Here is an 18,401-nt window from a genome sequence, read left to right as displayed (position 1 = left end):
GACCCCGAAATCGACCTCGACGTCGTCGCGGGCAAACCACGGCCGGGCACCTACGAGTACGCGATCAACAACTCGTTCGGGTTCGGCGGACACAACGTGGCCATCGCCTTCGGGCGTTACTGATAGACCGCGGGGTCTGATCCTCGAGCGCTCGTTTGGTGATGCAAGCACGGGGAAGTCAGCGACTATGGCTTTCGCCGAGTATCAAAACGAGTTGTACGACCAGTCGCTGCATGGCAATCAGCCGCAGTACCCGATCAGGTTCGAGGAGCTGGAGAAGAAGGCGTCGGCGGCGATGACGCCGAAAGTGCTGGGATATGTGGCCGGCGGCGCGGGTGATGAGCACACTCAGCGCATCAACTGCGAGGCTTTCAAGCGGTGGGGGTTGTATCCGCGCATGGGGATCGCCCCCGAGCAGCGCGATATGTCGGTCGAGCTGTTCGGCATCGAGTTCGGTTCTCCGATATTCATGGCGCCAATCGGCGTCATCGGGGTGTGCGACCCGAACGGCCACGGGGACATGCTGTGCGCGCGGGCCTCGGTCCGCACGGGTGTGCCGTTCTTCGTGGGGACACTGTCGGCCGACCCGATGGAAGACCTCGCCGCCGAGCTCGGCGATACCCCGGCGTTTTTCCAGCTGTACACGCCGCCGGACCGCGAGATGGCCACCAGCCTGGTGCACCGGGCCGAGGCGGCCGGCTTCAAAGGCATCGCCGTCACCCTGGACACGTGGGTCACCGGCTGGCGCCCCCGCGACCTGAAGGGCGGGAACTACCCGCAGGTGCCCAGTGGCTGCCTGGCCAACTACACCAGCGATCCGGTTTTCCGCGCCAATCTGAAACCGGGTGAAGACGCCACCGAGGCGGCGGTGCGCAAGCTGCCGATCTTCGGTGGGCCGTTCCGGTGGTCGGACCTGGAATGGCTACGGTCCGAGACCAGCCTGCCGCTGATGGTCAAGGGCATCTGCCACCCCGACGACGTTCGGCGCGCCAAAGATATTGGCGTGGATGGCATTTACTGCTCCAACCACGGCGGTCGGCAAGCCAACGGCGGACTGCCCTGCTTGGATTGCTTGCCCGCGGTGATCGAGGCCGCCGACGGGATGCCGGTGCTGTTTGACTCGGGCGTGCGCGGCGGCGCCGACATCATCAAAGCCCTGGCGCTGGGCGCGACCGCCGTGGGGATCGGTCGGCCCTACGCCTATGGTCTGGCCGTCGGTGGCGTGGACGGCATCGTGCATGTGCTGCGCTCGCTGCTGGCCGAAGCGGATCTGATCATGGCCGTCGACGGATATCCCTCGCTCAAAGATCTGACCCCCGACGCGTTGCAGCGCGTCGAATACGCTGAAGCGCAAAGTTACTCGTAGCTTCCCTCGAGGTACCAGCGCCGCCGGCGGTAGCACAGCAGAAAGGCCCGCTCGTCCTTTAGCAAGACCTGGGCGCGGGCGGTGCGCCCCTTGCTCAATTCGGGATCCCACCATCGCTCGTCGACCGGCCAGGGCCCCGACCACCAGCACAGCCGATCGTCGCGGCCGTGGGCGATCATGCGCGCGGGGTCGGCGGAGAACAGCCCCCGGATGGTCACCCGTATCGGGTTCCCTTGGGCGTCAAGCAGTTCCACCGGGTCGTCAAGCAGGACCGCCGGTGACGGCTCGGGCAGCCGCCCGGGCCACGGCGGATCGGGATCGGCCCGCGGCACCGGCTCGTCGCCGAGCGGGATCAGCGTGATCCGCTCGGCCGGGCCGCGCCCGCCGGACAGCACCGGCACTCGCACCGCCTCCGGGCCGAGCAGGCCCTGCACCCGCACCAGCGCCCTGCGGGCCCGCAGCCTGTCCTCCTCGCCCAGGCCACCCCAGAGCGGCAACTGCAGCGCCTCGGCGGATACCACCTCCACCGCCTTGACCCGCAACAGCGTCACCGCAGCGGTGGGACGGGGATTGTGCGCGGTGCGGCTGGTCAACCATCCGTCGAGCTGCCAGCGCACCCGGTCGGCGGTGGCGTCCTCGGTCAACGGCTCGGCGCACCGCCACACCCGGTGCAGTTCTTCGCCGTTGGCGGTGACGGCGTGGATGGCCAGCCGGGTGCATCCCACCCCGGCTGCCATCAGCGTCTGATGCAACCTGCCGGCCAGCGAACGCCCGGCGAACGCCGCGGCATCGACCCGGTCGATCGGCGGATCGCAGTCCAGCACGGCCTCGAGTTCGGCCGGCGGCTCCCGGCCCGACGGCGGCCGTTCGGGTTCGCCGCGGGCCAACCGGTGCGCGGTCACCCCGTCGGCGCCGAACCGGGAAGCCACGTCGCTGCGCGATAACGCGGCGAACTGCCCTATGGTGCGAATCCCCATCCGCCACAACAGGTCCGTCAGCTCTTCGCGACCGGCGCCGGACAGGCTCGGCTCGGTGGCAAGTTGGCGGATGGACAGCACCGACAAAAACTTCGCGTCACCTCCTGGCTCGACGACACGGCCCGCCCGCGCCGCGAAGACCGCGGTGGACAGCCGGTCGGCGACCCCGGCCTGACACTCGGCGCCGGCGGCGGCCACCGCGTCGATCAGCCGCTCGGCGGCGGTGGCCTCGGAGCCGAAATAGCGGGCCGCCCCGCGCACCGGCAACACCAGGAGCCCGGGCCGCAGCACTTCGGCGCGGGGCACCAGGTCGTCCACCGCGGCGATCACCGCCTCGAAAAAGCGGGCATCGCGGTCCGCGTCGGCGGCGGTGACGTGCAACTGCGGGCATCGGGCGGCCGCCTCGCGGCGTCGCAGCCCCCGCCGCACCCCCGCCGCGCGGGCGGCCGACGAGCAGGCGATCACCCGGTTGGCCAGGGTGACCGCGATCGGGGCGGTCGCGGACAGACCCGCGGCCGTGGCCGCCGCGACCGCGGGCCAATCCATGCACCAGATCGCCAGAACCCTTGAGCCAGAAGGGGATACCACGGTGCTACCCGGCCCGCGATTGGGTCATCACCCGTCGTCCCGCGCACGTACCGCTGACCTGCAGCCGCACCTCGCCGATCCGGCCGAATCCGGGACGGCCGTCTGCGGTGATCTCATAACCACAGACCCGGGCGGCAAGGCGCGTCGGGGCCCCCTGCCAATCGCCGCCGGTGACCAACAGGGTGCAGCCCTTGTTCCGGGCGCGGGCCACCACCGCCCGCGCCCGGGTGTGCGGCACGTGGCGCCCGCCCAGCCCCAGGACCACCAGATCCATGCCGTCGACGAGCACCGCGGCCACCTCCACCGGATCGGTGCCGGGATCTGGTATCACCGCGAGGCGGCTCAGATCCGCCCCCATCTCCGCGGCGGCCAGCAGCCCGATGTCCGGCTGGCCGACGATTGCGGCGTTGCCGCCGGCCGCCGTGACGGCGGCGACCATGCTCAACAGCAGCGACCGGGCACCCGAGAGCACCGCGACCGATCCCCGCGGTACCGGCACGGGCAGCAGTTCGGCCAGCCACGGCGGGAGGGCCAGCTGGGATTCGGAGTTCGGTAGCAGGTCCTCGGCGGGCGCGGCGGCGGCCGGGGCGGCCTTCTTCCCGGAGATGCTCGCCATCCGCCGGCGAAGCGATTCCAGCTGCTCAGCACGGGTTTCCCGGCGGCGACTGGAGGCAAAGGCCGCAGTCATGACCCAGCCTCCTATCACCAGCTTTCAGCGAGTGTATTCGAATGTATGTTCGATACATTTCGAAGTAAACACCCGCCCTCTGACAACCGTCAAGCGACGTGAGGGACAGTGTTATGCGATCGGTACTGGTGTGGCAGATGGGTGCAATGTGGCCGCATTTTCGCGACGGCCGGCTACTCCCACTCGATGGTGCCGGGCGGTTTGCTGGTGATGTCCAGCACCACGCGGTTGACCTCGGCCACCTCGTTGGTGATGCGGGTCGAGATGCGCTCGAGCACCTCGTAGGGAACCCGGGTCCAGTCGGCGGTCATAGCGTCCTCACTGGTCACCGGCCGCAGCACGATCGGGTGCCCATAGGTGCGATTGTCGCCCTGCACACCGACCGAGCGGACCTCGCCCAGCAGCACCACCGGGCACTGCCAGATCAGGGTGTCCAGGCCCGCCGCGGTGAGTTCCTCGCGCGCGATCGAATCCGCACGCCGCAGGGTGTCCAACCGCGGCGCGGTGACCTCCCCGACGATACGAATTCCCAGGCCGGGGCCCGGGAAGGGTTGGCGCGCAACGATTTCCTCGGGCAGACCCAGCTCGCGACCGACGGCGCGAACTTCATCCTTGAACAGCAGCCGCAACGGCTCTACGAGCTTGAACTTCAGGTCGCCGGGCAAGCCGCCAACGTTGTGGTGACTCTTGATGTTCGCGGTGCCGCTGCCGCCACCGGACTCCACCACGTCCGGATACAGCGTGCCCTGCACCAGGAACTCAACGTCAGAATCACTGTCGCCCACGATGTCTCGCACCGCGCCCTCGAAGGCCCGGATGAACTGGCGGCCGATGATTTTGCGCTTGCCTTCCGGATTGGTCACTCCCGCGAGCGCATCCAGGAAGGTGTCGGCGGCATCGACGGTGACCAGGTTGGCGCCGGTGGCGGCCACGAAGTCGCGTTGCACCTGTGCGCGCTCTCCGGCGCGTAGCAGCCCGTGGTCGACGAAGACACAGGTCAACCGGTCACCGATGGCCCGCTGCACCAGCGCGGCGGCCACCGCGGAATCCACGCCGCCGGACAGCCCGCAGATCGCCCGACCATCGCCGATCTGGGCGCGCACCTGCTCGATCAGCACACCGGCGATGTTCGCGGCGGTCCAGTCCGCGCCCAGCCCGGCGAAGTCGTGCAGAAAGCGGCTGAGCACCTGCTGCCCGTGCGGGGTGTGCATGACCTCGGGGTGATACTGCACGCCCGCCAGGCGCCGCTGCCGGTTCTCGAAGCCGGCCACCGAAGCGCCGGAGCTGCGGGCCACCACCTCGAACCCGTCCGGTGCGGCCGTGACCGCGTCGCCATGGCTCATCCACACCGGTTGCGAACTCGGCAATCCCGAATGCAGCTCGCCACCAAGAACTTTCAGCTCGGTACGGCCGTATTCGCTGGTGCCGGTGTGCGCGACGGTCCCACCCAGGGCCTGAGCCATGGCCTGAAACCCGTAACAGATGCCGAATACCGGAACCCCGAGATCGAACAGGGCCGGATCGATCTGGGGCGCGCCGTCGGCGTAGACGCTGGACGGCCCGCCGGAGAGCACCAGCGCCAGCGGATCACGGGCCTTGATCTCCTCGACCGTCGTGGTGTGCGGTATGACCTCGGAGAACACCCGCGCCTCACGGACACGGCGGGCGATCAGCTGCGCATACTGCGCGCCGAAGTCCACGACGAGCACGGGTCGGGCCGGCGCTCCGGACGCATCGGACACCTCGATTTCAGGGGTTTCGGTGGGGTCGGCCACGCACGCGAGTCTAGTGGCTACCTGCGTCGTCTCCGCCCCGGACGGCTATAGCCCAAACGCGGTGCGCAGCGCGCCGACGGCCGCGGCGTCGCCGTCGAACTTGATTCGCCGCAGGGCGGCGTTGCGGTCGCCTTCTTCGGCCCCGAGCCGGGCGGTGACGAGATCCGCGGCCACGGCCGTGCAGGTGACCGCGGGCTCACCGCGAGCCGGACCCAGGCGGCCCTGCGTGACGGCGAATTCGAAACGGCGACCGTCGATCTCGACGCGGTACGTCGCCTCCAGCCCCGCCGCCGCACCGGAGTTGAAGCCGAGCAGTATCCCGGCCAGAAACCCGTTGAGCGGTGAAACCGGCGCGTCGCCGATCGGGTCCAGGTGGTCCACCCCGAACCACGCGAGACCCTGCAGGATGGGCAGCACCCGCTGCCAGCCCAGATCACTGAGCGTGTAGACGGTGCGACCGATCGGCGCCGGTAGGTCGGCCCGCTCGACGAGCCTGGCATCCTGCAGCTCCTTGAGCCGCTCGGCGAGCAGATTTGTTGCGATACCGGGCAGTTCGGCTCGCAGGTCGCCGTAGCGACGGGCTCCGCCGACGAGCTCGCGCAGGATCAGCAATGTCCAGCGCTCGCCCAGGACATCGAGGCCGCGCGCGATCGGGCAGTTCTGGTTGTAGTTCCTGCGGGACGCCACCCCGTCACTTTAACCGCTGCCAGACATATTTTTCAACCTAGTACTTGATTTATTTGTCTATCAAATTTACTGTTTTGTCCATGCGCACCGACCCGACCCTCCGGACCCACCCCATCGCTGCCCTGAGCGTCATCTGCCTCGGCGTCTTCGTCATCAGCGTCGACGCCACCATCGTCAACGTCGCGCTGCCCACCCTGTCGCGTGAACTCGGCGCCGACACCGCACAACTGCAATGGATCGTCGACGCCTACACCCTGGTGATGTCGGGACTGCTTCTCTCGGCGGGCAGCCTTTCCGACCGCTACGGCAGGCGAGGCTGGCTGAACTCCGGGCTCGCACTGTTCGCCGGCACATCTGCGGTTGCCGCACAGATGCATTCGGCGGACGCATTGATCGCGGCGCGCGCGGCCATGGGCGTGGGCGCCGCGGTCATCTTCCCGACCACGCTGGGGCTCATTACCAACATCTTCACCGACCCGATACCGCGAGCCAAGGCGATCGGGCTGTGGGCGGCCATGGTCGGCGTCGGCGTCGCCGTCGGGCCGATCAGCGGCGGATGGCTGCTCGAACACTTCTGGTGGGGCTCGATATTCATGGTCAACATTCCGATCGCGGCGCTCGCCATCATCGGCGCCGCGCTGTTCGTACCCACCTCGCGAGACCCTGCGGCGCCCCGCGTCGACGTCCCCGGCCTCGTCCTGTCCGCAACCGGAATCACCACACTGGTCTACACGGTCATCGAGGCGCCCACGTGGGGGTGGACCGACGGCCGGACCGCGGCCGGATTCGCCTTCGCCGCAATCTTTCTCGGCGCTTTTGCGCGCTGGGAACGGCGCTGCACCCATCCGATGCTCGACGTCTCTGTGTTCTTCAACCGCCGGTTCTCCGGCGGCAGCCTGGCGGTGACCGCCGGTTTTCTCACCCTGTTCGGCTTCATCTTCGTCATCACCCAGTACTTCCAGTTCATCAAGGACTACACCGCGTTTCAGGCCGGCGTGCGCCTGCTACCCGTCGCCGCCTCGATCGCCATGGCGAGCGTGCTGGGGCCCCGACTGGTCGAACGGGTTGGCACCACCGCGGTCGTCGCCGCCGGACTTACCGTGTTTGCGGCCGGCCTGGCCTGGGCGTCCACCGCCGACGGAGCCACGCCGTACAGCCAGATCGCCACACAGATGCTGCTGCTCGGCGGCGGCCTAGGGCTGACCTTCTCGCCGGCCACGGAGGCCATCATGGGATCGCTGCCGGTCGACAAGGCCGGCGTGGGTTCGGCCGTCAACGACACGACACGCGAGTTGGGCGGCACCCTCGGCGTCGCCATCGCGGGCAGCATCTTCGCTTCGGTGTACTCCGGGCACCTCGGTGCGGCCGCGCTGACGGGATTGCCCGCCGACGCGATGCGCCACTCGATGGCGTTCGCGCACACAGTGATTCAGCGCCTGCCCACCCAGCAAGCCGGCCAGGTGCGCGCCGCCGTCGACCGCGCGTTCCTGGACGGCCTGCGGGTCAGTTCGCTGGTGTGCGCGGGCATCGCGCTGGGCGCGGCGGTCGTCGTCGGCTGGCTGCTCCCAGCCAGGGAACAGGCGCGTCAACGAGAAAAGGTTGCAGCACGATGAGCAACGCACCACAAGGCAGCACCTACGTCTTGGGCCACGCCGACGCGCAGGTGCAGCGGCTCCTCCTGCAAGGTCGGCTGTACGACCACTACACCGAGCACGCGCTGCGACTGGCCGGGCTGCGGCCGGGCATGCGGGTGCTCGATATCGGGTCAGGGCCCGGCGACGTGTCGTTCGTCGCCGCGCGGCTGGTCGGTCCGACGGGGACCGTTCTGGGTGTCGACGCCGCGCCCGCAATGGTCGAGTTGGCCCGCGCTCGTGCTCGCGAAAAGGGTTTGTCCACTGTTCGTTTCACGCAGGCCGCGGTTGACGAGATCGTGCCGGACCACCCGGTGGACGCGGGCCTGGGCACCCCGCGCCTCACCCGGGGGACGCCGATCGGTACCGCCGCCGACACCGAGCTGTTGGCCTGTGCCGCGGAAGTCTGGCGACTGGTGTCCCCGGTCGCTGAACAACACGGTTTCGCATCGAAATCGACATCGACACTTTCATCGGACAATTCCGTCGAGAAGCGCTCGAGGCCAACGCCCTCATCGCGATGCCCCCGATAATCACCGCATGGGTGCAGGTGCGGAAATGAGGAGCATCGAAAACCAGTACTCGACCGGGCTTTCGCGGCCCAACATCGAGCGGGCCCTGATCGACGCCGGTAAGGATCTCGAGCGCCTTGCGCCCGCGGACCTGGCGCCGCTGGAGGACTTTCACACCATGGGCCGCTTCGCCACCGCACAGTTGGTGGAGGTTTGCCGGGTCACCGATGACGACAGGGTCCTCGACGCGGGCAGCGGGATCGGCGGCAGCGCGCGCTACCTCGCCTCCACCTACGGCTGCGCGGTCAGCGCGGTGGATCTCACCACCGAGTATTGCAACACGCAACGCTGGCTCAATCGACTTGTCGGGCTTGATGATTCGATCACCGTTGCGCAGGGCGACGTCACCGCCTTGCCCTTCCCCGACGGCTCCTTCGACGTCGTTGTCAGCCAGCACGTGCAGATGAACGTGGCCGACAAGGCGCGCCTGTACAACGAGGCCCGCCGCGTGCTCGCGCGGGGAGGCCGGCTGGCCTTGTGGGATCTGACGATTGGCGATCACCGCAGGCTCGATTTTCCGCTGCCCTGGTCCGACGCACCCGCCAACAGCCACCTCGTCAGCCCTGGCGAGCTGCGCGCCCTGGTAACCACCGCCGGGTTCGCGGTCAAGGAGTGGAACGACCTCACCGAGCAGGCCAGCGCATTCATGCAGGCATTGCTGAGCCAGCCACCCCAACCACTCGGCCTGCACGCGTTTGTCTCCGACTTTCGGCGCAAGGCCCAGAACCTCACCCGAGCGCTGGCCGATGGGAGACTTCGCGCGATTCAGGGGGTTGCGACGGCAATCGGCGCGTGAACCTGGCGACACGCATAGCGGGCGTGGTGAAGTGGGTATCGGTTAACCAGCCCCGAGACCAGGAAGCGAGGACCGCCGGTGAGCTCAGCGCTGGGTCTGCCCGAGAAAGTCCGTGCCTGCCTGTTCGATCTCGACGGTGTGCTCACCGACACCGCCAGCGTGCACACCAAAGCCTGGAAGGCCATGTTCGACGCCTATTTGTCGGACCGGGCAAGGCGCACCGGAGATGAGTTCGTTCCCTTCGACGAGGCGGCCGACTACCGCGAATACGTCGACGGCAAAAAACGCGAGGACGGCGTCCGCTCGTTCCTGGAAAGTCGCGGCATCCACCTGCCCGACGGCAGCCCCGACGATCCCGACGACGCCGAGACGATCTACGGCCTGGGCAACCGCAAGAACGAAATGTTCCAGAAGGTCTTGAAGGAGGACGGGGTCAAGGTGTTCGACGGGTCGCGGCGCTACCTCGAGGCGGTGTCGGCCGCGGGGCTGGCGATCGCGGTGGTGTCATCGAGCGCCAACACCCGCGACGTCCTCGAGATCACCGGTCTGGACCGGTTCGTGCAGCAGCGGGTGGACGGCATCACTTTGCGCGACGAACACATCGCCGGCAAGCCGGCCCCCGACTCCTACCTGCGCGGGGCCCAGCTGCTCGACGTCCCCGCCGACGCCGCGGCCGTGTTCGAGGACGCCCTGTCCGGGGTGGAAGCCGGCCGGGCCGGTAACTTTGGGTTCGTGGTAGGTGTCGACCGGGTGGGCCAAGCCGAGGACTTACGCCGCAACGGCGCCGACGTGGTCGTCAAGGACCTCGCCGAGTTGCTGCAGTCATGATCACCGACGAAGCGTTCCCCGTTGATCCCTGGCACGTGCGCGAAACCCAGCTCGACCTCAACCTGCTGGCGCAGTCCGAATCCCTGTTCACCCTGTCCAACGGGCACATCGGGCTGCGCGGCAACCTCGACGAGGGCGAGCCGTACGGCCTGCCGGGCACCTACCTGAACTCCTTCTACGAGATCCGGCCGCTGCCCTACGCCGAGGCCGGTTATGGCTACCCCGAAGCCGGGCAGACGCTGGTAGACGTCACCAACGGCAAGATCATCCGGCTGCTCGTCGAGGACGAGCCGTTCGACGTCCGCTACGGCGAATTGCTCTCCCACGAGCGGAATCTGGACCTGCGCGCCGGAACGCTGACCCGCACGGCGCACTGGCGCTCGCCCGCGGGTAAAGAGGTCAAGGTGGTCTCCACCCGGCTGGTCTCCCTGGTCCAGCGCGGCCTGGCCGCCATCGAATACTGCGTGGAAGCGATCGACGAATTCGTTCGGGTGACGGTGCAATCCGAGCTGGTCACCAACGAGGACCAGCCACAGACCTCCGGCGACCCGCGGGTGGCGGCCATCCTGGAAAACCCCCTCGAAGAGGTCGCTCACGAAAAAACGGACACCGGAGCGGTTCTCATGCACCGGACGCGCAGCAGTGCGCTGATGATGGCCGCCGGTATGGATCACGAGGTCGACGTGCCCGGACGCGTCGAGGTCGGCACCGATGCGCGCGCCGATCTGGCGCGGACCACCGTCATCTGCGGCCTGCGCGAGGGACAGCGGCTGCGCATCGTCAAATACATCGCCTACGGCTGGTCGAGCATGCGTTCGCGCCCGGCACTGCGTGACCAGGTCGCCGCCGCGCTGCACAGCGGTCGTTACAGCGGCTGGCAGGGGCTGTTGGATTCCCAACGCAGGTATCTGGACGATTTCTGGGATTGCGCCGACGTCGAGGTCGAAGGCGACTCCGAATCCCAGCAGGCCGTACGTTTCGGGCTGTTCCACCTGCTGCAGGCCAGCGCCCGCGCCGAACGTCGCGCGATCGCCGCCAAGGGGCTCACCGGAACCGGGTATGACGGCCACGCCTTCTGGGACACCGAGGGTTACGTGCTGCCGGTGCTCACCTACACCGCACCGCACACCGTTGCCGATGCGCTGCGCTGGCGCGCCTCCACCCTGGATTTGGCCCAGGAGCGGGCGGCCGAGTTGGGCTTGGAAGGCGCCGCCTTTCCGTGGCGGACCATCCGCGGGCAGGAGTGCTCGGCCTACTGGCCGGCCGGCACGGCGGCATGGCACATCAACGCCGACATCGCGATGGCCTTCGAGCGCTACCGCATCGTCACCGGGGACCAGGACCTGGAAGCCGAGTGCGGGCTGCAGGTGCTGGTCGAGACCGCCCGGCTCTGGCTCTCGCTTGGGCATCACGACCGGCACGGCGTCTGGCACCTCGACGGCGTCACCGGCCCCGACGAGTACACGGCGATAGTGCGCGACAACGCGTTCACCAACCTGATGGCCGCGCACAATCTGCGCGTCGCGGCCGAAGCCTGCAACCGCCACCCCGATGTGGCCAAGGCGCTGGGAGTCACCACCGAGGAGACGGCGTACTGGCGCGATGCCGCCGAGGCCGCCAACATTCCGTACGACTCCGGGCTTGGGGTGCATCAGCAGTGCGAGGGATTCACCACCTACGCCGAATGGGACTTCGATCGCAACACGACCTACCCGCTGCTGTTGCACGAGGCCTACGTGCGGCTGTACCCCGCGCAGGTGATCAAGCAGGCCGACCTGGTGCTGGCGATGCATTGGCAGAGCCACGCGTTCACGCCCGAGCAGAAGGCCCGCAACGTGGACTATTACGAGTCACGCATGGTGCGTGACTCGTCACTGTCGGCCTGCACGCAGGCGGTGATGTGCGCCGAGGTCGGGCACTTGGACCTCGCGCACGACTATGCGTATGAGGCCGCCCTGATCGATCTGCGGGACCTGCACCACAACACCCGTGACGGCCTGCACATGGCCTCGCTCGCGGGTGCCTGGACCGCGCTGGTGGCCGGCTTCGGCGGCCTGCGTGACGACGAGGGCATTCTGGCGTTGGATCCCCAACTGCCCGACGGCATTTCGCGGCTACGGTTCCGGCTGCGGTGGCGCGACTTCCGGGTCACCGTGGACGTCAACCACGCCGAGGTCACCTACACGCTGCGCGACGGCCCAGGCGGCGAACTGACAATTCGGCACGCCGGCGAAGAGCTCGAGCTGAGCACCGACTCCGCGACGACAGTCGCAATACATCCCCGCAAACCACTGCTGCCGCCGCCGCACCAGCCGCCCGGCCGCGCGCCCATGCACCGACGGGCGCTCTCGCGTCGTCACTAAGGGTCGGAGGGCTCGAGAATCCGTTGCACCTCGGCGCCGACAGCCTGGCGGAGTTCGGCGTCCGTCAGGCTGTCGATCCCGGTGGCCGCGCGCAGGATTGGCGCGAACAACCGCCAACCGAATTGCAGGGCAAGGGCATTGGCGACCGCGACCCGGGCCTTGACCTCATCGTCGTAATGTGGCCGCACGCCGTCGAGCAGCGTCGCGATGTTGGGAAAGCGTTTCTGTAGCTGGCCCGCCGGATAGCCGTCCAGGACGGTCCGGGCCATCACCCGCATCTGCCGGTCCAGAGAACTCTCCAGCACGGCCGCGGGCGTATCGGTGCCCAGCAGGGCGCTCAGGTTCGCGCCGAGATGATCGAGCACGGCACCGACCAGTTGCTCCTTGGTGCCGAAGTGGCGGAACACCAATCCGTGGTTGACGTTGGATCGCGCGGCGATGTCGCGGATGGACGTCGCGGCGGGACCGCGCTCGGCAAACAGGTCGGTGGCGGCCTCCAGGATCGCCGCGGCGACTTCCGTGCGGCCGGTGGGCGTTTTCCCGCGACCCGTTGCGGAAGCTGTAGTCATCTGACTACACTACCAAATGTAGTCACCTGACTACAGCACTTTTGATCCAAGGACGACGAAAATGACAGGTCAGGTAACCGTCACCAAGCTGGGCAGCCGCATCGGCGCCCGGGTGGACGGGGTCCGTCTCGACGGCGAGCTCGACCGGGACGCGGTCGAGGAGATTCGCCGGGCGCTGTTGGCCCACAAGGTGATCTTCTTCCGTCACCAGCACCACCTCGACGACGAGCAGCAGCTCGCGTTCGCCGGGCTCCTGGGTACGCCCATCGGCCACCCGGCCGCCGGGGCGCTGGCCGCGCCTACCGTCCCGGTGATCACCCCGATCGACTCCGAGTACGGCAAGGCGAACCGCTGGCACACCGACGTGACGTTCGCCGCCAACTATCCGGCGGCGTCGATCCTGCGTGCGGTCAAGCTGCCGACGTACGGCGGTTCCACACTGTGGGCATCGACCGCGGCCGCCTATCAACACCTGCCCGAGCCGCTCAAATGTCTGGTGGAAAATCTCTGGGCGCTACACACCAACCGCTACGACTACGTGACCACAGAGGCGGCCTTGTCGATGAGCGACACCCAGCGGGCGTTCCGGCAGGCGTTCGAAAAGCCGGACTTCCGCACCGAGCATCCGGTGGTGCGGGTGCACCCGGAGACCGGCGAGCGCACCCTGCTGGCCGGTGATTTCGTGCGCGGGTTCGTCGGCCTGGACAGTCACGAGTCCACCGTGCTGCTGGAACTGCTGCAGCGACGAATCACCTTGCCGGAGAATACAGTTCGCTGGAACTGGGCGCCGGGCGATGTCGCCATGTGGGACAACCGCGCGACCCAGCACCGGGCGGTCGACGACTATGACGACCAGCCCCGGCTGATGCACCGCATCACCCTGATGGGCGATGTACCGGTGAACGTGCGCGGGGAGCGCAGCCGGGTGATCAGCGGCGCACCGCTCGAGGTGCTCGCGAGTTGATGGTGACGACCCGCAGCGCCGGGCTTCGCCGCGCTCGCGATCGTCACGAGCTAACTGGCGTCGGCGGCGGAGTTGATGTGATTGCTCGGCAACCAGCGCAGCGCGCCGGGCGCATCGGCCGGGACGACGGGCGCCTTGGGCGCGATCGGCTCCAGCCGGCGATACGGCTCGCCCTGCGCTGGGCGCTGGTCGGCCTCGCCGTTGTTCGGCCACAACGACGCGGCACGCTCGGCCTGGGCGGTAATTGACAACGAGGGGTTGACGCCCAGGTTCGCCGAAATGGCCGCGCCGTCTACCACGAACAGCGTCGGGTAGCCGTAGACCCGGTGATACGGGTCGATCACGCCATGGTCGGGATTGTCGCCGATCACGGCGCCGCCGAGGAAATGCGCGGTCAGCGGGATGTTGAACAACTCTCCCCAGGTGCCACCGGCCACGGCGTCAATCTTGTCGGCGATGCGCCGGGTCACCTGGTTGCCGACCGGGATCCAGCTCGGGTTCGGCTCGCCGTGTCCCTGCTTGCTGGTGTACCAGCGGATGCCCAGCCTGCCGCGCTTGGTGTAGGTGGTGATGGAGTTGTCGAGGTGCTGCATCACCAGGGCGATCAGCGTGCGTTCGCTCCACCGGCGGGTGTTGAGCAGCCGGAGCATCCGCTTCGGGTCCTCGCGAGCCTGGTCGAACAGCTGCTTCCAGCGCGGCACGTCGGTGCCCTCGGGGCCATGGCCGTCGGTCATCAGCGTCTGCAGCAACCCCATCGCGTTCGAGCCCTTGCCATAGCGGACCGGTTCGATGTGGGTGTCCGACGTCGGGTGGATCGACGACGTGATCGCCACCCCGTGCGTCAGGTCCAGGTTCGGGTCGACCTCGAGCTTCCCGGCGCCGACGATGGACTCGCTGTTCGTGCGGGTCAGCACGCCAAGCCGATTCGAGAGCCGGGGCAGCAGACCCTGATCGCGCATGTTGAACAGCAGATGCTGGGTGCCCCAAGTTCCGGCGGCCAGGACCACGTGCTTCGCGGTGTAGGTGCGCCGGTCGCGGCGCAGCCAACTTCCGGTGCGCACGGTGCGGACCTCCCACAGCCCATCGGGACGCTGCTGGAAGCGCTTCACCGTGGTCATCGGGATCACCTGCGCGCCAGCAGATTCCGCGAGGGCGAGGTAGTTCTTCAGCAGGGTGTTCTTGGCGCCGTAACGGCAGCCGGTCATGCAGCAACCACACTCGAGACATCCGGTGCGTTCCGGCCCCGCGCCACCGAAGTACGGATCCGGCACGGTCTTGCCCGGGGCCTTGGTGCCGTCGGGGCCGAAGAACACGCCGACCGGTGTCGGAACGAACGTGTCGCCACAACCCATCTCGTCCGCGACCTCTTTAACGATCCGGTCGGCGTCGGTGAAGGTCGGATTCTCCACCACGCCGAGCATCCGCTTGGCCTGCTCGTAGTGCGGCATCAGCTCGTCGCGCCAGTCGCTGATGTGCTTCCACTGCGGGTCGTTGAAGAACGGGTCGGGCGGCACGTACAGCGTGTTGGCGTAGTTCAGCGACCCGCCGCCCACCCCGGCCCCGGCCAGGATCAACACGTTCTTCAGCGGGTGGATGCGCTGAATCCCGTAGCAACCCAGCTTCGGCGCCCACAAGAACTTACGCAGATCCCAGGACGTCTCGGCAAAATCCTCGTCGGCGAACCGGCGCCCGGCCTCCAACACGCCGACGCGGTAGCCCTTTTCGGTCAGCCGCAACGCGCTGACGCTGCCCCCGAAACCCGAACCGATGATCAGTACGTCGTAATCCGGCTCCATCGCACCAGTATGGCCTTACCGACGGGTAAGGAGCCAGCGGCCCTCGTCGCGCTAGCTACCGACGCTCAGGCCGACCTTCTGGAACTCCTTGAGGTCGCAATAGCCGGCCTTGGCCATCGACCGGCGCAGCCCGCCGACCAGATTGAGGCTGCCGAACGGGTCGTCGCTCGGTCCATTGAGCACCTGGTGCAGCGGTGGGCGCTCGCCGACGGCGATCTGCAGCAACGCCCCGCGCGGCAGCGACGGGTGCGCCGCGGCGGCCGGCCAGAACCATCCCTCACCCAGCGCCTCGGCGGACTCGGCCAGCGGCGTGCCCAGCACTACCGCGTCGGCCCCGCAGGCGATGGCTTTCGCGAGCTCGCCCGAGGTGTGGATGTCGCCATCGGCCAGCACGTGCACGTAGCGGCCGCCGGTCTCGTCGAGGTACTCGCGCCGCGCGGCGGCGGCGTCGGCGATCGCGGTGGCCATCGGCACGCTGATGCCCAGCACCTCGTCGCTGGTGGTCACCCCCCTCGTCGCGCCGTAGCCGACGATGACGCCGGCGGCGCCGGTGCGCATCAGGTGCAGCGCGGTGCGGTGGTCTTGCACACCGCCGGCTACCACCGGGACGTCGAGTTCAGAGATGAAGGTCTTGAGGTTCAGCGGTTCGCCGTCGCTGGCGACGCGTTCCGCCGAGATTATGGTGCCCTGGATGACCAACAGGTCGATGCCGGCCTGCACCAGCACCGGCGTCAGCGCCTGGGCGTTCTGCGGGCTGACCCGCACCGCTGTGGTGACCCCGGCCTCTCGGATTCGCGCAACCGCGGAGCCCAGCAGGTCCGGATTGAGCGGCGCCGCATGAAATTCCTGCAGCAGCCGGATCGCCGCCGACGGTTCCGGCTCCTTGCTGGCGGCCTCGACCAGCTGCGCGATCTTGGCCTCGACATCGGCGTGCCGCCCGATCAGTCCCTCGCCGTTGAGCACGCCCAGACCGCCGAGTCTGCCGAGTTCGATCGCGAACTCCGGCGACACCAGCGCATCGGTCGGATGGGCCAGCACCGGAATCTCGAAGCGGTAGGCGTCCAGCTGCCACGCGGTCGACACGTCCTGCGACGAGCGGGTGCGCCGCGAGGCCACGATGCTGACTTCGCTCAGTTCATAGCTGCGACGGGCGACGCGGCCCATCCCGATCTCGACCATCTCCGGCCTCAGCGTGCGTAGTAGTTGGGGGCTTCGACCGTCATGGCGACGTCGTGCGGGTGGCTTTCCCTCAAGCCGGCCGCCGTGATCCGGACGAACTGCGCCTGCTGCAGCGCCTCGATGCTGGGCGAGCCGGTGTAGCCCATCGCCGCGCGCAGGCCGCCGGTCAGCTGGTGGATCACCGACGACAGCGGGCCGCGGAACGGCACCCGTCCCTCGATGCCCTCCGGCACCAACTTGTCTTCCGAGAGCGCGTCGTCGGCGAAGTAGCGGTCCTTGGAGTACGACTTTCCGCTGCCCGAACCGCGGCCGGCCATGGCGCCCAGCGACCCCATCCCGCGGTAGCTCTTGAATTGCTTGCCGTTTACGAAGATCAGCTCGCCAGGGGCTTCGGCGGTGCCCGCCAGCAGCGAGCCCAGCATGGCCGTCGACGCGCCTGCGGCCAGCGCCTTGGCGATGTCGCCGGAGTACTGCAGTCCGCCGTCGGCGATCACCGGCACACCCGCCGGACCGCAGGCCGCCACGGCCTCCAGAATCGCCGTGATCTGCGGTGCGCCGACCCCGGCCACCACCCGCGTAGTGCAGATCGAACCCGGACCCACGCCCACCTTCACCGCGTCGGCGCCGGCGGCGACCAGGGCCGCGGCCGCCGAGCGGGTGGCGACGTTGCCGCCGATCACTTCGACCTTCTCGCCCACCTCGGCCTTGAGCTTGCCGACCATGTCGAGCACCAGCCGGTTGTGCGCGTGCGCAGTGTCCACGATCAGCACGTCAACCCCGGCGTCGACCAGCATCATCGCGCGCACCCACGCGTCGCCGCCGACGCCGACGGCGGCGCCCACCAGCAGCCTGCCGTCACTGTCCTTGGTGGCCAGCGGATGTTGTTCGGTCTTGACGAAATCCTTGACGGTGATAAGACCGGTCAGTCGGCCGTGGCCGTCGACGATGGGCAGCTTCTCGATCTTGTGGCGCCGCAACAGGCCCAGCGCCGCGTCGGCGGACACGCCCTCCTGCGCGGTGATCAGCGGGGCCTTCGTCATCACCTCGGCGACCTTCTTGGTCTGGTCGACCTCGAAGCGCATGTCGCGGTTGGTGATGATGCCGACCAGCGCGCCCGACTCGTCGACCACCGGCAGCCCCGAGATCCGGAACCGCGCGCACATTGCGTCGACCTGAGCCAAGGTGTTGTCCGGACGGCAGGTGACGGGATCGGTGACCATGCCGGCCTCCGAGCGTTTGACCATCTCCACCTGGCCGGCCTGTTCGGCGACCGGCAGGTTGCGGTGCAGCACACCCATGCCGCCGGCACGGGCCATCGCGATGGCCATCCGCGACTCGGTGACCGTGTCCATCGCCGAACTCACCATCGGCACTTTGAGCCTGATCTTCTTGGTCAGCTGGCTGGAAGTGTCCGCGGTCGCGGGCACGACGTCAGAGGCCGCGGGCAGCAGTAGCACATCGTCGAATGTCAGGCCGAGCATGGCGATCTTGTGCGGGTCGTCGCCTCCGGTGGGCACCGGGTCATCGATCAGGCCACCTACCCGCACATACGCACTGCCGACGAGGTCAGAACTGTCTTCCAGGTGGGACGTGCCACGGGTCATCAGTGGGGCCCTCCATAC

16 protein-coding genes are annotated in these 18,401 nt (G+C 68.3%); 8 read left to right on the top strand and 8 right to left on the bottom strand.

The features are described from left to right. Both AC5Y4F_RS18350 and AC5Y4F_RS18345 read left to right on the top strand, forming a co-directional pair. Positions 1 to 123: hypothetical protein (locus AC5Y4F_RS18350; protein WP_499997791.1), on the top strand; the 123-nt coding region annotated here is incomplete at its 5' end. 64 nt (positions 124 to 187) lie between these two features. Then, positions 188 to 1,366 (top strand): alpha-hydroxy-acid oxidizing protein, encoded by a 1,179-nt coding sequence (locus tag AC5Y4F_RS18345; RefSeq protein WP_067932729.1) that lies wholly within the window; start codon positions 188 to 190, stop codon positions 1,364 to 1,366. Here the strand turns inward: AC5Y4F_RS18345 and AC5Y4F_RS18340 are convergent. The 4 genes from AC5Y4F_RS18340 to AC5Y4F_RS18325 form a co-directional block, all read right to left on the bottom strand. Next, on the bottom strand, positions 1,357 to 2,889 hold the full coding sequence (locus AC5Y4F_RS18340) for a DNA polymerase Y family protein (RefSeq protein ID WP_499997787.1): 1,533 nt from the start codon (positions 2,887 to 2,889) through the stop codon (positions 1,357 to 1,359). The genes AC5Y4F_RS18345 and AC5Y4F_RS18340 overlap by 10 nt on opposite strands. A 46-nt stretch (positions 2,890 to 2,935) precedes the next feature. Next, positions 2,936 to 3,619: a DnaE2-dependent mutagenesis accessory factor ImuA' gene (gene imuA', locus AC5Y4F_RS18335; RefSeq protein ID WP_067932784.1), complete on the bottom strand. Its 684-nt coding sequence runs from the start codon at positions 3,617 to 3,619 to the stop codon at positions 2,936 to 2,938. A gap of 173 nt (positions 3,620 to 3,792) precedes the next feature. Then, positions 3,793 to 5,367: a glutamine-hydrolyzing GMP synthase gene (gene guaA, locus AC5Y4F_RS18330; RefSeq protein ID WP_369829686.1), complete on the bottom strand. Its 1,575-nt coding sequence runs from the start codon at positions 5,365 to 5,367 to the stop codon at positions 3,793 to 3,795. 72 nt (positions 5,368 to 5,439) lie between these two features. After that, complete coding sequence (locus AC5Y4F_RS18325; protein WP_067932726.1) at positions 5,440 to 6,081, bottom strand: winged helix-turn-helix transcriptional regulator; 642 nt, start codon at positions 6,079 to 6,081, stop codon at positions 5,440 to 5,442. 80 nt (positions 6,082 to 6,161) lie between these two features. On the opposite strand from AC5Y4F_RS18325, the gene AC5Y4F_RS18320 reads away from it, so the two are divergent. From AC5Y4F_RS18320 to AC5Y4F_RS18300, 5 genes are all read left to right on the top strand, one after another. Then, positions 6,162 to 7,694, top strand: coding sequence for an MFS transporter (locus AC5Y4F_RS18320; RefSeq protein ID WP_499997786.1), 1,533 nt, complete (start codon positions 6,162 to 6,164; stop codon positions 7,692 to 7,694). Next, positions 7,691 to 8,245, top strand: coding sequence for a methyltransferase domain-containing protein (locus tag AC5Y4F_RS18315; RefSeq protein ID WP_499997785.1), 555 nt, complete (start codon positions 7,691 to 7,693; stop codon positions 8,243 to 8,245). Before AC5Y4F_RS18320 ends, AC5Y4F_RS18315 begins: the two co-directional genes overlap by 4 nt. A gap of 25 nt (positions 8,246 to 8,270) precedes the next feature. Further along, positions 8,271 to 9,080, top strand: coding sequence for a class I SAM-dependent methyltransferase (locus AC5Y4F_RS18310; protein WP_499997784.1), 810 nt, complete (start codon positions 8,271 to 8,273; stop codon positions 9,078 to 9,080). Positions 9,081 to 9,158: 78 nt separating this feature from the next. Continuing rightward, the gene (locus AC5Y4F_RS18305) at positions 9,159 to 9,908 is read left to right on the top strand and encodes a beta-phosphoglucomutase family hydrolase (RefSeq protein ID WP_067932719.1); all 750 of its coding nucleotides are present in this window, start codon (positions 9,159 to 9,161) and stop codon (positions 9,906 to 9,908) included. Continuing rightward, positions 9,905 to 12,271: a glycoside hydrolase family 65 protein gene (locus tag AC5Y4F_RS18300; RefSeq protein WP_499997783.1), complete on the top strand. Its 2,367-nt coding sequence runs from the start codon at positions 9,905 to 9,907 to the stop codon at positions 12,269 to 12,271. Before AC5Y4F_RS18305 ends, AC5Y4F_RS18300 begins: the two co-directional genes overlap by 4 nt. On the opposite strand, the gene AC5Y4F_RS18295 is transcribed toward AC5Y4F_RS18300, so the two are convergent. Next, on the bottom strand, positions 12,268 to 12,840 hold the full coding sequence (locus AC5Y4F_RS18295) for a TetR/AcrR family transcriptional regulator (RefSeq protein ID WP_499997782.1): 573 nt from the start codon (positions 12,838 to 12,840) through the stop codon (positions 12,268 to 12,270). The genes AC5Y4F_RS18300 and AC5Y4F_RS18295 overlap by 4 nt on opposite strands. A 61-nt stretch (positions 12,841 to 12,901) precedes the next feature. Here AC5Y4F_RS18295 and AC5Y4F_RS18290 point away from each other — a divergent pair, with 61 nt between their 5' ends. After that, a complete protein-coding gene (locus tag AC5Y4F_RS18290) occupies positions 12,902 to 13,804 on the top strand; it encodes a TauD/TfdA dioxygenase family protein (RefSeq protein WP_499997781.1) in 903 nt (300 codons plus the stop codon). Between the two features lie 50 nt (positions 13,805 to 13,854). On the opposite strand, the gene AC5Y4F_RS18285 is transcribed toward AC5Y4F_RS18290, so the two are convergent. The 3 genes from AC5Y4F_RS18285 to guaB are packed head-to-tail and all read right to left on the bottom strand — an operon-like array spanning position 13,855 to position 18,383. Continuing rightward, a complete protein-coding gene (locus AC5Y4F_RS18285; RefSeq protein WP_499997780.1) occupies positions 13,855 to 15,600 on the bottom strand; it encodes a GMC family oxidoreductase N-terminal domain-containing protein in 1,746 nt (581 codons plus the stop codon). A gap of 51 nt (positions 15,601 to 15,651) precedes the next feature. Further along, complete coding sequence (locus AC5Y4F_RS18280) at positions 15,652 to 16,779, bottom strand: GuaB3 family IMP dehydrogenase-related protein (protein ID WP_067932707.1); 1,128 nt, start codon at positions 16,777 to 16,779, stop codon at positions 15,652 to 15,654. Between the two features lie 8 nt (positions 16,780 to 16,787). After that, entirely contained in the window at positions 16,788 to 18,383 is a 1,596-nt protein-coding gene (gene guaB / locus AC5Y4F_RS18275) for an IMP dehydrogenase (protein ID WP_067932705.1), read from the bottom strand. Between the last annotated feature and the right edge of the window lie 18 nt (positions 18,384 to 18,401).

The organism is Mycobacterium sp. NGS56 (assembly GCF_059812425.1).
Note: the sequence above shows the minus strand (reverse complement) of the source record. Positions and strands in the feature narration are given on the sequence as shown.

Coding starts and splice junctions, on each gene's coding strand:
- AC5Y4F_RS18345 (WP_067932729.1), top strand. CDS start 188: ATGGCTTTCGCCGAGTATCAAAACGAGTTGTACGACCAGTCGCTGCAT.
- AC5Y4F_RS18340 (WP_499997787.1), bottom strand. CDS start 2,889: ATGGATTGGCCCGCGGTCGCGGCGGCCACGGCCGCGGGTCTGTCCGCG.
- imuA' (WP_067932784.1), bottom strand. CDS start 3,619: ATGACTGCGGCCTTTGCCTCCAGTCGCCGCCGGGAAACCCGTGCTGAG.
- AC5Y4F_RS18320 (WP_499997786.1), top strand. CDS start 6,162: ATGCGCACCGACCCGACCCTCCGGACCCACCCCATCGCTGCCCTGAGC.
- AC5Y4F_RS18315 (WP_499997785.1), top strand. CDS start 7,691: ATGAGCAACGCACCACAAGGCAGCACCTACGTCTTGGGCCACGCCGAC.
- AC5Y4F_RS18310 (WP_499997784.1), top strand. CDS start 8,271: ATGAGGAGCATCGAAAACCAGTACTCGACCGGGCTTTCGCGGCCCAAC.
- AC5Y4F_RS18300 (WP_499997783.1), top strand. CDS start 9,905: ATGATCACCGACGAAGCGTTCCCCGTTGATCCCTGGCACGTGCGCGAA.
- AC5Y4F_RS18295 (WP_499997782.1), bottom strand. CDS start 12,840: ATGACTACAGCTTCCGCAACGGGTCGCGGGAAAACGCCCACCGGCCGC.
- AC5Y4F_RS18290 (WP_499997781.1), top strand. CDS start 12,902: ATGACAGGTCAGGTAACCGTCACCAAGCTGGGCAGCCGCATCGGCGCC.
- AC5Y4F_RS18285 (WP_499997780.1), bottom strand. CDS start 15,600: ATGGAGCCGGATTACGACGTACTGATCATCGGTTCGGGTTTCGGGGGC.
- AC5Y4F_RS18280 (WP_067932707.1), bottom strand. CDS start 16,779: ATGGTCGAGATCGGGATGGGCCGCGTCGCCCGTCGCAGCTATGAACTG.
- guaB (WP_067932705.1), bottom strand. CDS start 18,383: ATGACCCGTGGCACGTCCCACCTGGAAGACAGTTCTGACCTCGTCGGC.